The organism is Candidatus Nitrospira allomarina, from assembly GCF_032050975.1.
Taxonomy (GTDB): Bacteria; Nitrospirota; Nitrospiria; order Nitrospirales; family UBA8639; genus Nitrospira_E; species Nitrospira_E allomarina.
Genome location: NZ_CP116967.1, coordinates 2,304,951 through 2,319,249, shown reverse-complemented (window position 1 = coordinate 2,319,249; position 14,299 = coordinate 2,304,951). Strand labels below are relative to the sequence as shown.

The 14,299-nt window shown below is 51.6% G+C and carries 13 protein-coding genes; 8 read left to right on the top strand and 5 right to left on the bottom strand.

Annotated elements, in window-relative coordinates; translation table 11 throughout:
- Positions 1-603: 603 nt before the first annotated feature.
- The 4 genes from PP769_RS10270 to PP769_RS10255 all read left to right on the top strand — a co-directional run bounded on the left by PP769_RS10270 (position 604) and on the right by PP769_RS10255 (position 6,079).
- Positions 604-1,869, top strand: coding sequence for a DEAD/DEAH box helicase (locus tag PP769_RS10270; protein WP_312639957.1), 1,266 nt, complete (start codon positions 604-606; stop codon positions 1,867-1,869).
- A gap of 1,565 nt (positions 1,870-3,434) precedes the next feature.
- Positions 3,435-5,159 (top strand): hemopexin repeat-containing protein, encoded by a 1,725-nt coding sequence (locus PP769_RS10265; protein ID WP_312639956.1) that lies wholly within the window; start codon positions 3,435-3,437, stop codon positions 5,157-5,159.
- A gap of 417 nt (positions 5,160-5,576) precedes the next feature.
- Positions 5,577-5,828 (top strand): type II toxin-antitoxin system Phd/YefM family antitoxin, encoded by a 252-nt coding sequence (locus PP769_RS10260; RefSeq protein ID WP_312639954.1) that lies wholly within the window; start codon positions 5,577-5,579, stop codon positions 5,826-5,828.
- Entirely contained in the window at positions 5,825-6,079 is a 255-nt protein-coding gene (locus tag PP769_RS10255) for a Txe/YoeB family addiction module toxin (RefSeq protein WP_312639953.1), read from the top strand. Before PP769_RS10260 ends, PP769_RS10255 begins: the two co-directional genes overlap by 4 nt.
- Positions 6,080-6,414: 335 nt before the next feature.
- On the opposite strand, the gene mtgA is transcribed toward PP769_RS10255, so the two are convergent.
- Entirely contained in the window at positions 6,415-7,197 is a 783-nt protein-coding gene (mtgA, locus tag PP769_RS10250; RefSeq protein ID WP_312639952.1) for a monofunctional biosynthetic peptidoglycan transglycosylase, read from the bottom strand.
- Positions 7,198-7,632: 435 nt separating this feature from the next.
- Between mtgA and PP769_RS10245 the strand changes: the two genes are divergently transcribed.
- Positions 7,633-8,625: a zinc-dependent alcohol dehydrogenase family protein gene (locus PP769_RS10245; RefSeq protein WP_312639951.1), complete on the top strand. Its 993-nt coding sequence runs from the start codon at positions 7,633-7,635 to the stop codon at positions 8,623-8,625.
- Positions 8,626-8,795: 170 nt separating this feature from the next.
- On the opposite strand, the gene PP769_RS10240 is transcribed toward PP769_RS10245, so the two are convergent.
- Positions 8,796-9,242, bottom strand: a complete 447-nt coding sequence (locus tag PP769_RS10240) for a CBS domain-containing protein (RefSeq protein WP_312639950.1) — start codon at positions 9,240-9,242, stop codon at positions 8,796-8,798.
- 67 nt (positions 9,243-9,309) lie between these two features.
- A complete protein-coding gene (gene ggt / locus PP769_RS10235) occupies positions 9,310-11,067 on the bottom strand; it encodes a gamma-glutamyltransferase (RefSeq protein WP_312639949.1) in 1,758 nt (585 codons plus the stop codon).
- Positions 11,068-11,396: 329 nt separating this feature from the next.
- Between ggt and PP769_RS10230 the strand changes: the two genes are divergently transcribed.
- Positions 11,397-11,636, top strand: a complete 240-nt coding sequence (locus tag PP769_RS10230) for a hypothetical protein (protein ID WP_312639948.1) — start codon at positions 11,397-11,399, stop codon at positions 11,634-11,636.
- A gap of 81 nt (positions 11,637-11,717) precedes the next feature.
- Positions 11,718-12,398 (top strand): DNA polymerase beta superfamily protein, encoded by a 681-nt coding sequence (locus PP769_RS10225; protein WP_312639947.1) that lies wholly within the window; start codon positions 11,718-11,720, stop codon positions 12,396-12,398.
- Between the two features lie 160 nt (positions 12,399-12,558).
- On the opposite strand, the gene PP769_RS10220 is transcribed toward PP769_RS10225, so the two are convergent.
- Together PP769_RS10220 and PP769_RS10215 are read right to left on the bottom strand one after the other, a co-directional pair.
- Complete coding sequence (locus PP769_RS10220) at positions 12,559-12,876, bottom strand: hypothetical protein (protein WP_312639946.1); 318 nt, start codon at positions 12,874-12,876, stop codon at positions 12,559-12,561.
- A gap of 97 nt (positions 12,877-12,973) precedes the next feature.
- On the bottom strand, positions 12,974-13,141 hold the full coding sequence (locus PP769_RS10215) for a hypothetical protein (protein ID WP_312639944.1): 168 nt from the start codon (positions 13,139-13,141) through the stop codon (positions 12,974-12,976).
- Positions 13,142-13,481: 340 nt separating this feature from the next.
- On the opposite strand from PP769_RS10215, the gene PP769_RS10210 reads away from it, so the two are divergent.
- Entirely contained in the window at positions 13,482-14,018 is a 537-nt protein-coding gene (locus tag PP769_RS10210) for an Hsp20/alpha crystallin family protein (RefSeq protein ID WP_312639943.1), read from the top strand.
- Positions 14,019-14,299: the final 281 nt, after the last annotated feature.

Sequence of the window (14,299 nt, the reverse complement as noted above, 5' to 3'; positions counted from 1 at the left end):
GACTCAATCACGATTTCTCTGAGGTCCGCCCATGCCATCACGCCATCTTCATTCTGCTTCACTCATCGCCTTTCCTGCGAGACAATCCGCTGAATTAGCCACAAACCTGCCCCAGTTTTAACCTCAGATTTAGATGCCGGGTTTCGGCCCGGCAGCCGAGATCCTTTTCTTTCGGGGAAAGGATCCAAAACCATTGCCGCCCAGTTCGGCCATATCAGATTGGGCGGACGCGAGGAATGGAGGGCGCGCCAACTCGCGGAGCCTGTCCTGAGTCTGGCGAAGGGCTCAAACAAGGCCCGCCAATGCTTGAAGAGCGTCCGCCCACAGGACCGAACAGCAGGCGTCGATTCAAAGAAAAGTGTGGAAAAAATCTGTGAGGTCTTGTCTGGATATCACGAAATCTCCTTTGGGCTCCCCTTAACTATCCCAACGCGGGGCAATTCAATGTCCCATGGCAAGCTGATCCCAAGCATAACCCCAAACCACCTTTCTTCTCCCTGATGTTCTTTGCCTGTCTGATCATTTCCGAGTAGACTGAAGCACAGTCTAATATCAGAATGCTGTTGTGCGTGATTTGATGAGAAGAAGAGGTATTGAAACACCATGAAGTTTGCAAAATATCCCATTTCAGATGCTTTGAAAAACAACCTGTCCCGACTCGGGTTTGTAAAAACCACGGACATCCAATTTAAAGCCATGCCCTCGATCATGGCGGGGGAAGATGTTCTGGCCATCGCCCAAACCGGGACGGGGAAAACGGCAGCATTTGCCATCCCGATCATCAATCACCTTGACCAGTGGAAAAGGAGTCAACGCTCAAATGGTATCCAATGCATTGTCATGGTGCCGACGCACGAACTGGCGATGCAGATTGGAGAGGTCTTTGCCCAACTTTCCAAACAGACCAAGGTCAAAGCGTTTGCCATGTATGGCGGCGTTGAGCAGGACCCGCAGATACAAACACTTCAGAATGGTATCGATGTGCTCATAACGACACCAGGCCGGCTGTTTGATTTGATCAGTCAGGGGTATGTTCTGCTCAACCACGTCCAAACCCTTGTGTTAGATGAAGCTGATCACATGCTCGATCTCGGATTCATTGGAGATATTCATGCGATCAAAAAAAAGCTGCCACAGAAACATCAAACGCTCTTTTTCTCGGCAACCATCAATGCCGAGATCAAAAAACTGGCCTATTCTCAGGTGAGGCATTCGGCTATCCGGATTCAAATCTCGCCGGACAATCGTGTCTCCAAAAATGTCTCTCACTACGTGATGTTCGTTGAAATGGACGATAAACGGTTTTTCCTGGAGCGATTCCTGACCGATAATCCTGAGAGCCGTGTGATCGTGTTTGTCCGGACGCGAGTTCGCGCTGAACGGGTTGCCAAGGCGATGGGTCGTGTCGGAATAGCCACGCTGACAATTCATGGGGAAAAGGATCAGCGTGACCGGGCTGGGGTAATGAACGCTTTTAAAACAGGTGCCTGTCAGGTTTTAATCGCCACAGATGTCAGCGCACGCGGCATCGACATTCCCGATGTGCATTATGTGTTGAACTATGACCTCCCGGATAAGGCAGAAAACTATGTGCATCGTGTGGGAAGAACTGGGCGGGGTATCAAAAAGGGAATTGCGATTTCGTTCTGCAGCAGCGAAGAAAAGGGACGACTCGAGGAGATTCAAGTGTTTTTAGATCAAGAGATTGATGTCGTCAAAATCTCGAAAAAGGATTATGCCTTTACGGTGACACATCCCAGCGGGGAACCTACCTTGGAAGAGTTGCTTAAAGAAATAGAGGAGGAAGAGGAGGAGAAAAGGAAAAAAAGGAAAAAAATTAAACCGCAAAAGAAGAAAAAAAAGAATTAATGGCTCGTGAAAGAATACGAATCAATCGAAATTTTGGCGAACTGAGGACTCGTTTCCCGCTCAGGTGGCCATGAAATCAGGTACCAACCCTCAACCAGCCCCTTCACCACCACGTTGGCTGCTCGCACCCATTGTTTCTATCGCCGGGTTTCGGCCCGGCAGCCGAGGTCCTTTTGTTTCGGCAAAAGGACCCAAAACCATTGACGCCCAGTTCGGCCTCTTTAGATTAAGCGGACGCAGGAAACAGGAGGTCGGGCCAACTCGCCAGGCTCAAACAAGGCCCGCCAATGCTTAAAGAGCGTCCGCCAATAAGGCCGAACAGCAGGCGTCGGTTCGAATAAGAGGGGACAAAGAGGTCTCTGGGGGCTGGTCTTGCATTCGCACAATTCTCTTGCGGCTTAACTCAACATCAGAGAATTACCATAGAACTTTTGAAGCGAAGAGGCTCGACAACAAATCATCATATGAACATTTAACAAGATCAACCCCATTGATCATCGCATCAACGTGATACAGCTCGCCTTCGACGTACGTCTGGCAAAATTTAGCTTTGCCGATCACTATCTCGAGGGTATCATCCCCGCAGGCAGGCAAAAAACGAAAAATGGACCGATGAGGCGCTAGTGTCCCAACGGGGTGAACGGTCTCGCATGCCAGGTAGGCAATTGAATCAATGGGCAAATTGGAAAGGTTCTGAATCCTCAGCGTAGATGTGCCAAGCCAGAGGAGATTTGGTGCAAGCAGCAGGAAGAAAATTGCGAAAGCCCATACCAAATAGCGCATAATCTTGGTTTGACGGCTTCATATCCGGAAAAAAACGGCTTCTGCCACGGGGTTTCCAAGCCGATTTTCACTACAGACAAATAACTTATTCTGCAATCAATTGCTTAAACCTTGCCGGGTATTGGCCCGGCGGCCGAGATCCTTTTCTTTCGGGAAAAGGATCCAAAACCATTGACGCCCAGTTCGGCCTCTTTAGATTAAGCGGACGCAGGAAACAGGAGGGCGGGCCAACTCGCCGGGCTCAAACAAGGCCCGCCAATGCTTGAAGAGCGTCCGCCAAAAAGGCCGAACAGCAGGCGTCGGGTCATAGGAAAGGGAACGAAGAAATCTCATTTAGCCAAGAATAACTCCCGCCACCGTTACCGTATTAAGCCATTCCCGAACCAGAAATCGACTAAATTAAATCTGGTTAAATTTTCCTCCCCTTTATTCCTCGGTACGAAACTTTCAACAACAGACTTACCCCCCAGAACTTGTGGGTAGTGATTTTGAAGTTCTGTGACAGTCGCCCATCAGAAAAGTAGGTATCTGATTCGATACGACGTGTATCGTCATTGATACGCCAAGGCATGCGGATTTGAAAGCAACAGCATCAGCAAGGCTGTGAAGTCTCGTGCCGGTAGGAGCTATCAATCCGATACCGGACGGGTCTCTCTCGCACACCAGTATTGAGGGGAATGGGTTTTGCTTATCCGAGCAAAATAGAGAATATTTGGGAATGAGGAAATGAACGGAATGTTCGCAATGGGTAGGTAAGGTAAGAAAGGGATCACGCTATGAGAATGTCTCGTTTAATTTTCATGTCAACACTCTGCGGAATGTTCATCGCGGTGAGTTTCTGTGCGACAGTAGACGTTTGGGCTCAGTTGACGGGTTCAGAAAAACTGGTGCCGGTAGTATGGAACAACGGCAAGGTCTATTTCTTCCAGGGAAATGAGTATGCCCGATACGACATCGCCCAGGATAGGGCGGACAGTGACGATGGCAGTGGCAATCCGTACCCTCGCCCTATCCAGAATATCTGGCCTGGACTTTTTCAAGAGAACATAGATGCCGCAGTCTTCTGGCCAGCGCCGCCTCCGGGAGGTGCAGAACACAAGACGGTTGCTTACTTCTTCAAAGGCAATCAGTTCATGAGGTATGACGTGGATGCTGATCGGGCTGATGCGGCGGATGGCGCCGGCCGGGCCTACCCCCAGCCGATCTCGTTGAAGTGGCCTGGGATCTGGACAGATCGGGTGGATGCCGTTGTGGTATGGCCTGTGCCGAGAAGCGGCAGGACTGTCGCGTACTTTTTCCGGGATGATCAATACATCCGCTTTGATGTGAAGAGGCATCGGGCTGACCCGGGCTACCCGAAGCCCATTGCGGGCAATTGGCCAAATTTCAAGTTTCCCAATGGAATCGACGGTGCGGTGGCCTGGCCAACGACAATCGAGGGGAAGTCGGTTGTCTATTTCTTTAAAGGCAATCAGTATATGCGGTATGACGTTGTTGCTGATCGTGCCGACGATCAAACCGGTGGAGGGCTCGGCTATCCTGCCCCTGTTGCCGGGAATTGGCCAGGCCTCCTAACCACACCGGGAGGAACGGATGCCCTTGCAGCCTTTGCCCAGGAATGCGATCAGGCCATCGGCGTGTCTGTTCCCGATTTCGATGTCGATAGTCCTTTGGGGACAACGGTTCCAACCGATCATCTCACTCCGGCTACTGCGACCTATCCAGACGGCACCTGTGATCGTCCGAACGTGCTCAACGGAAAATGTGATCGTGGGAGCCGCTTCCGGGTGCTAGTCAATACGCCGGACGCCTATGTGGTGGCGCATGCCCGAAAGATGGGCCTACCCCAAGGGCAGTATGGCGACGTGGCCATCATCCAGCACAATAAAGTCAATGGCAAAACGTGTTTCTATCAGGGAGCACTGGAAGACTTTCACTTGAGTCATGACGGTAAGGTCAAGGCGCCTTCCAAGGGAGTGGGCAATCCAGCTTTCTGGATGACACCGTCACAAATTGTCAACAGCAAATTCCCCTGTGTGAGTTGCCATGACAATGGGCCAATCATCCGATCCCCGTATCTTGCCCAAATATCAGGCCCCAACCAGTTACCCGGTGCGGGTGATATCACCTTCAACAGCGACCCCGAGCCCTATTCCTTTGTCGGCGCTGATTTCGCCTCATGGAAAGCCTACAAGGTCGAAGTCAACGACAATCTATGCAACAACTGTCATCGCATGGGAGTCAACAACGTGAGTAACACCGGCATCGTGGGGAACAATGGCACGGCGCTCGATTTAGGTATCAAGGCCACAGACCATTCACAAGAGAGTAAGCACCCCCACTCAGCCACATCGCCGATTTGGATGACGCCCGGGCAGGTCACCTTTGACCAAGGGGCTGCTGATGCTGCACTGGCAATCAAGCAATGCGCCGAGCAGTTCCGTCCAGGAATGCCCTTTCTACCCGATTCACCAAGCTGTAAAATTACGCAGTTTACTACCCCGTAGAGGTCATATCGTTGACGATCGAACGGAGAGCAAGAGGAAAGTCGGGGAAGGTCTGAATAATTCTTTCGCAATCTGTCCAGTCAGGTAAGGGACAGCACCCGATCTACTCTTTGGACGGGATTTTAACCCGCTAGACATAATGCGGTTACTGCATTCGATCCGCTCCTTTTTTCTTTTCTACACATGAAGTTGTTTCGGTAGGTGGTGCCGAAGAGTGCTGGAAAAGACCGTCGGTAAACGGATGCCCTTCTCCATGGAAAGTTGAGCCGGTAACGGGAAGAGAAAACGATATCTGTATGAGCACGCCTGGATTCTAGTCAGAGCCTGGAGTCTTCCCGATAGACCACCCGAAAAACCACTCTAGACAAACTTTCTTTATGACTGTACAGTAATCTGTACATATAGGAGGAGCTAACTATGGATGCGGTGACATATACGACCGTTCGCGCAAATCTAGCCAGCGCCATGGACCGCGTGTGCAACGATCACGAACCCCTGATCATAACCCGCAACGGAGAGCAGTCTGTCGTGATGCTCTCGCTGGAAGATTATAAGGCGTTAGAGGAAACCGCCTACCTCTTGCGAACGCCTGCCAACGCCAAACGCCTCCTTTCGGCCGCGGCCCAATTGACCGCCGGCAAAGGTGTTGAGCGGAAATTGGCCAAGTGAAGCTGATTTTTGCAGACGAAGGATGGGAAGACTATCTCTATTGGCAGAAGCAGGACAAACGCATGCTCGAACGAATCAACAAATTGATACGGGAGACCCAACGCGAACCCTTCACAGGAATAGGTAAACCCGAACCATTGAAGCATGCACTTTCAGGATTCTGGTCACGCCGCATTACTGATGAGCATCGCATGGTCTATCGCATAGAGGGGGATGCCCTTCTCATTGCTCAGCTACGGTTTCATTACTGAGGCCAGCTCAGCCAACAACAGAAACACCACGCCGGTTAGCTGTATCTCCCATACATAACCAAACGAAGTAGAATTGCTCATATACCTAATTTTTCTCGACGCCTGCCGCCCGGCCCCATGGGCGGACGCTCTTATCACATGGCGGGCCTTGTTTGAGCCCTTCGCCAGACTCAGGACAGGCTCCGCGAGTTGGTCCGCCCTCCGTAATGTGCGTCCGTCCCATCCGATGAGGCCGGGCGGGGCGTCAATTTGTTTGTTGCATCTCGTAGAGTGCAACCGCTGTTTGGTCCTTTTGCCGAAACAAAAGGACCTCGGCTACCGGACGAACCCCGGCTTTACCGTGTGGACATGCGACGGAGGATGAGTTCTTTTTTCTTTTCCACGTATGCTGTGGTCTCCGTGGGCTGATGCCGAAGCGGGCTGGGAATGACCGCTGCCAGGCGGGCGCCCTCATCCATAGAAAGCCGGGAGGCCGGCTTGTGGAAATAGCGTTGGGCGGCGGCCTCAATGCCGAACACGCCCGGCCCCCATTCAATGATATTGAGATAGAGTTCCAGAATACGCTTTTTATTCAAGGTCGATTCCAACATCCAGGTAATGAGAAGTTCTTTGCCTTTGCGAATCGGATCCCGGGAGGTCGAGAGGTATAAGTTCTTCGCCAATTGCTGGGTAATGGTCGAGCCCCCCCGAACAATCCGTCCTTTCTCCAAATTGGTTTCAATAGATTCCAGGACCTCATGCCAATCCACGCCGGTATGAGAATAAAATGTTCCATCCTCGGATACCAGAATGGCCAGGCGAACGTGACGCGGAATGCTTGAGAGCGGCGTCCATCGGTAGTCGATTTTCAGCGTGGTGCCTTGAGCGTGTGCTTCGTCGATGCGTTGCCGCATAAGCGCGGATTCTGTGGGATTCTCCGTGGGCAACCGGGCGATCGAGAGAAACGGAAACGTGAGAATCTCAAATAGCACATAAAGGCCGAGGAGAATAAAAATTGTTTTGAATGGAATGATGCGAATCCACCTGAATCGCCGAACACGAGGCTTTCTATGCGAACCGATATTCCAGAGAGGTTTGGGGGGACGGGTTTTGGTGGCTTTCGGTCTTGATCGCTTCATGCTGGTATCTTGACTGCCCTTCACCTGTCCCGACGGATAGGCTATGATGAGGCCCTGGTGGACAGGGCCGACACGGTGATACCCGAAGTAAGTATCAATTTAGCGGAACCGTTGTCCAATGATTTTTCGATACAATGCGATCCCCTCTAAAACAAACACGAGTAAGGTTACACTCACACCGGATTGCGTTTTATGATATCGCGACTCCACCTGGGCACAGATTCTTCGCCACTGGCTCAGAATGATACCTTTGCCGTCAGCACCTGGTCGTTGGCCGGGATCTATCCTAAATAGGATCAAGATGAATTCCCGATCACGAATGTCCGGGACAACTATGATAGATGACAATGCTGGATGGATCGGCCTCACCTGATTGCTTGATACCTGAATGGGACAATCTACATTTTCACCGCATAGGAGTGAATGATGAATGCCATGATCCTCGAACAGGACGCCGATGTCGCGACGGGTCCTTTACGGGCTCGCGATATTCCCAAACCTGAACCGGGTCCCGGCCAAGTTCGCATCAGGGTTCATGTCTGCGGAGTGTGCCGCACTGATCTGCACGTCGTCGAAGGCGAACTGCCCCCGTCTACGCGTCCCATTGTCCCTGGACATGAAACCGTCGGCATCGTGGATCGAGTGGGGCAAGGAGTCAAACAGATCAAAGAAGGTGATCGAGTAGGAATCGCCTGGCTCCAGGGAACCTGCGGAGCCTGTGAATTCTGCAAGGCAGGGCGGGAGAATCTGTGCGCACAGGCCACCTTCACCGGTTATCACGTCAACGGTGGGTATGCCGAATACGCACTGGTCTCTGAACAATTCGCCTACCCTATTCCATCCGTGTTTACGGACGAAGCGGCCGCCCCGCTCTTGTGTGCCGGCATCATCGGCTTTCGTGCCTTACGCCGCAGTCAGGTGAAACCCGGACAGCGCCTGGGCTTGTACGGATTCGGTGGCTCCGCCCATATTACCATTCAAATTGCCCGGCATTGGGGTTGTGAAGTCTACGTGTGTTCCTTACGGGAAGAACATCGCACTTTGGCCCGTCAACTGGGAGCGGTGTGGGTAGGGTCGGCCTCAGAGATGCCACCAAATTCTCTTCACTCAGCGATCATGTTTGCCCCGGCGGGTGAACTGGTGCCTCCGGCACTTCGGGCATTGGAAAAAGGGGGCACACTCGCCCTGGCCGGCATCTACATGACACCTATTCCATCCTTGGACTATACACTCGATCTGTTTCAGGAGCGGACACTCCAAAGCGTCACCGCCAACACCCGCCAGGATGGATTGGACCTGATGGAGGCCGCGGCTGCCATTCCCATTCACACCCACACGGTCCCCTTTCAATTAGAGGAAGCCAATCTGGCACTCCAACAATTAAAGGCCGGAACCATCCAGGGCGCGGGAGTCTTACATGTGCTGTAAAGGCCTAGGAGTCTGTCGGACTTAGGGGATCGAAAGCGAAACAGCGGCTGAGGGAGGCCAGATTTTGACGATTTCGCAGGCCCATAGTGGGGACTATGGGCCAAGAAAGCGGTGAAATATGGACCGCTGAGACACTGTTGCAGCCGATTCTTCCTAAGTCCGACAGGCTCCTAACACCCTCGCTCGAAAAACAGGCCGCGATTGATATCGCCGATGCTGACCATTCCCATCAGTTTGCCGTTTTCCGCGACGGGGATTCTCCTGAAATTCTTCACACCCATATAGGAAGCGGCCTCTAATATCGGCGTGGAGGGCGAGACGGTCATTGGATTCCGGCTCATCACATCTTCAACCTTTTTTTTCAGAGCTTCCGGATATCCTTCCTCCATCTCGGCGAAATCACGGCTGTGAACATTGTCATGGATATAGTCACCAAAATTCGGGAAAAGCGGTAAGATAACGTCTCGAAGAGCCACCAACCCGATCAGATTTTCTTTTTGATCAATGACCGGGATCGCCCCGCAATGGCGGCTCAACATTTTGATCACCACCGTTCGAACCGAGTCCGTGGGAAACGCCGTCAACACTCCTGTGGACATCACTTCACGTACAAGCATACCCACCTCCTGCGTTGAGGGTGATTGAGATGAATTACTGTACTCCCCTCAAATTGGCATTGTCAGCTTAATACCCGGCGGCCAGGGAGTCGGGTTTGCGAGGATCAGATGCCCCATAGAACCCCTGCGGTCCCTTAAGGATGCTTTGAGCCCCACCCATGGTTTCCCCGACCATGATGGTGTGACCCCATTGTTCAAGAAGGGTCAAGGTGTCCGGACTCAATCCGCGTTCCACTCGCACTTGGTCGGGCATCCATTGATGATGGACACGGGGCGCTGCGGTGGCGGAGGCCAGGTTCATGTCATGATCAATGACATTTAAAATAAGTTGAAGCGTTGTGGTGATGATATGACTTCCTCCGGGGCTTCCCGTGGCCAGGAAGGGTTTTTCATTGCGTAAAACCAAGGTCGGAGTCATTGAGGAGAGAGGGCGTTTTCCGGGTTCAATCGCATTGGCCGCCGATCCCATCAGGCCATAGGCATTGGGCGTTCCAGGCTTCGCCACAAAATCATCCATTTCATTGTTCAACAGAATACCGGTTCCCTCAGCCACAATGCCGCTGCCAAAGCTGAAATTGATGGTAAAGGTGTTCGACACGACATTGCCGTCTTTATCCATGACCGAAAAGTGTGTGGTATCCCGCCCCTCGTAAGGCAAAGGGTTGGAGGGCCGAATACTTGATGAAGGACGAGCTTTCTGGGGATCAATGGAGGCATGTAAATGTTTCGCATATGCCTTGGAGATCAGACCTTGCACGGGCACCTCGACAAATTCAGGATCGCCCAGCCAACGGCTCCGGTCTGCATAAGCAAGCTTCATACTCTCAACCAGCCAGTGAACCGTCCTGGCGCTATTGTGGCCGAAAATCTTTAGTGGCTCGTGTTCCAGGATGTTCAGCATTTGAATCAAATGAACGCCCCCGGAACTGGGCGGAGGCATCGACACAATGTCATACCCGCAATACGTTCCCCTCAGCGGCTGACGCCAGACCGCACGATAGCGACCCAAATCTTCTTTAGTCATCAATCCTCCGTGGGCACGAATCTCGGCGCTCACACGGTCCGCGATTGGACCGTCATAAAAAGCACCGGCCCCCTGCTCGGAAATTTGTTGAAGCGACCACGCCAGATCGTTTTGGATCAACCGATCCCCGGACCGATACGTCCTCCCATCCGGCCGAGAAAAAATGCGGCGAGTGGAGGGCCACCGGGAAAGCTGTGTCGCATGCTCTTGCATCGCTGCGGCCAAATCAGCGGAGACGATGATTCCTTCCCTGGCAAGTTGAATTGCCGGAGCCAGCACGGCCTGTAGAGAAAGGGTGCCATAGGTTTCAAGCGCTTCCACCAAACCTGCGACCGTGCCGGGAACGCCCACAGATTGATGGCTGTAGCGAAGGCGTGACCGGTCTACCATGCCTTCCTCATCAAGAAACATCTGTGGGGATGAAGCAGCAGGAGCGACTTCGCGGTAGTCGAGGGCCATCGCGACAGGCTTCTCAGCTGCGTAAATCAGCATAAACCCGCCGCCGCCGAGATTCCCGGCCTGAGGAAGCGTGACAGCCAGCGCAAATCCCACTGCGACCGCGGCGTCAATCGCATTCCCTCCGGCTTTTAATATGTCTACACCCACACGAGTTGCCATGGTCTCTTGACTGACGACCATTCCATGTTCGGCATAGACGGGATGAAAGATTTCCCGGTGGGAAAAGATGGGCGTGTCTTGTGCCAACCCCTCATCCAAGACAGTTCCCACCAACACACAAGAACACACTATCCATGCCAGGGATGTTCTGCTGGCCAGTGTCCAATGAGGTGTAGTGTTCATGTGGGAAACCTTGGACTTCATCATGCCGGAAAGCCTTTTGATACCTTTCACAGACCCCACAAAAAACCATGTGAAGTAGTGGGTGGACCCATCTTTCTTTGAACCGTTAGGTCGGTGGAGGAACCGGATCTCAGAATACCTTGAAAAGTTCTGAAAACAAAACCGGGCCTTTCACCCGACCGGATACCATTTCATGGCCGCCGAAGCATTTTCTTTTTAGCCCGTTTCTTGCTTCTCGCATCATATTAAGTGAGTATTGGATGAACAACAAAGAGATGAAGATTCCTCATTCTGTTTCTTTGAACTTCCTGTTTTAATAAGATATGCCCGTGATGACTATTGAGGAATCTTTTCTCGGCTTTCTCGTAGCCCTTGCCGCAGGGGCATTGATTGGCTTGGAACGTCAGCAGGACCTGAGCGTAGAGCGCAAAACCGGCATCGGCGGCGTACGGACCTTTCCCGTAGCCCCTGCCGGAGCCCTGTCGGGGTACATCTCCCAAACCCTTGGCGTATGCCCTATTATTACCACTCTCCTGATTCTTTGCGTGCTCCTGGCTGTAGCATACTAAAATGAATGGGGTCGGAAGGAGCCACCGTGACCGTCTTTAGGTTCACACACCCTTAACGATATAGTTTCGAAACGAATGATCATGAATCCTCACAACGACGATCGTAAACATACTCTGCTCAAAGTTCTCGTGGGCTCCCATGCCCATGGCTTGGCATCCGACAAGAGCGACCGTGATTACCGGCGGGTCTATGTCATTCCAACGGAGGAGATGTTTCAGTTGGGATTTAAATTGCCCGGCGCGCTGTGGACCAAAGGTGATGGGGATGAAACGGCTTGGGAGATCGGCCAATTTCTTCTGCTGGGGACACAAGGCCATCCCCTGATTCTTGAAACGCTGTTGGCCCCCGTCATCACAGCTGATGCATGGGGAGAACAACTGCGCATGCTGCTGCCGGCACTTTGGTCCCCCCAAAAAGCCTTTGAGGCCTTTACCAACTATGCCAACAATCAACGCACCAAATTGCTGGATAAGAAAGATGGACGTCCGGCAAAGTATGCAGCTGCCTATATCCGGGTTCTTTACAACCTGTGTGAATTGCTCAAGTCAGGAAGCTTTCACATCCGCATTACGGACACATCGGCAGGAGAACGGCTGGCTCGCATCAAAAATGGACAATACCGATTAGGAGACGTGATGGATTGGGGGGAAGAGCTCACACAGAAGGCACAGGACTTAAAGGTTGTCCGACAGGATGAAAGTGATCTGCCACGCATTAATGAATTTCTGGTGGCCCTTCGCCGGGCCTTTCTGACCCCTTAGCCGTCGGATGTAACGCATGCCCTTGCCAACGATAATCTTTCAGCTTCTCAGGCCTTTCGACCATCCCTCATAAAAAGAGGGGATCAAATGATCCCCTCTTTCAATGCCCCTGTTCCTGACTCCAGATTGATGGTGACATAGGGACCCGTCATACCGCCATTCACTTTTTGCTCTTTTCATTATTACCGGATCCCGTGGGAACGGTCTTCTGCGTGTCATACACGATATTCGGTCGAGTCTCCTCCATGGGGTTGATGGCATGGGCATCATGAAACGCAGCGGCTTGTTTCAATGACTCTTCAAGCGATGGGGGACTCTGCCCCGGGTCATTTGCCGTCGGCATGCCTAAAACGGGGTCTTTGAAATTACCCATGGGATAGCCCGGATGCTTCGGGAGTAGACCGGGATTTCCAAATGCCAGTGACCCAATCAACACCAGATTTAACACTACTGTTGCAACAACGCTAAATTTTTTCATAATTGACATTCTCCTTTCTCTCTTGACCGAAGCAGGAACAGAAGCAAGGAAAAAATCAATTAAGGCCCGCCACTAAGCGGGCCTGAAGATCTCTGCGTTAGGCAGCAACCCGCTCATCACTGGGGAGAATGGTACGGGATTTCCGGTAAGACCCTTTCAGCTCTGATGAGCTTGGACCATCGCCAACTAACAAAGCCGTGAGGGCTACGATCACTCCCGCCAATAGTCCCACACTGGCAAGCACGCCTTCAATAATACCACCCATAACATTCACCTCCTCTCATCCTAGCTTTTCAAGCATTTCTAATTTTAATCCTTAAAATAATTTCAGGTCCAAAAAAGTCAAGAGGTATGAAGACCGCCTCGTCTTCCTCCCCAACCGGCCTGGTGTTCCTGCCGCCCTTCCCTCACCTCCATTCAGATGGCTTGACTTTGTCGAAACATGAATTAGCTCTGTTTTAAATAAAAAATATTTCGTCAGCGGATTTGGTGCGGCGGAGAAAATAGGTCATGCCGGGTTAATTAGCACAAGGTTGCCATCTCCGGTGTGCCAGGCATGAACAATCTTCTTATTCAAATTATTCGACGAAAGGAGGACATCCATCATGGAACTCAAAAATCTTCTTACCCCCTGGAATTGGTTCAAAAAAGAGGAAGAACAATCTCAATCAGCACGAAGTCAGAACGTATCCAGGTCGACCGACCATCCTCTGGCTCGGTTCCATCGTGACCTCGACCAACTGTTTGACAACGTCTTCCAAGGATTCCCTCTATCGCCGGGACAAAGGGAAAACGGAAGTTCGTGGGGAGGCTTCATTCTGCCCCATGTTGATATCAGTGAAGACAAGAAGCAGTACACCATTACCGTGGAGGTGCCGGGCGTTGCTGAGAAAGATATTCAAATGACGCTCGCGGACGGCACCTTAATGATTCAGGGCGAAAAGCGTTCCGAGCAAGAAGACAAGAATAAACACTACCACCGGGTCGAACGCTCGTACGGGTCGTTTCAACGTATGCTGTCTCTTCCAACGGATGCGGATGAAAATAGCGTCGAAGCAAAGTTTAAGAATGGCGTCTTGACCGTCACTATCGCGAAAGATCCAGGCGCAAAACCGGCTGTGCGAAAAATTGCCATAACGTAAGATACTTCTGCCTTCGTTCACTTTATTTCCCGGCAGTTGGCAGAACAACGCCAACTGCCGGAAATCGCAACTGCTTTCACCCGGGCAATCCATTCCTTTTTTCCGCAATTTCAGCAGGGGGTTTTTCCTTAGTGCCGTAGGACGTAAACGGCCATGATTGGGAAACATGGATTGAAATTTTCTATTCTGATTATAAGTTTTTTCAATTTGCCTCTTTTATTTTAAGGCTTATCTTACTTTACAGAAGGCATGATAAATGCCCAGTCGAAACGATGATGCAA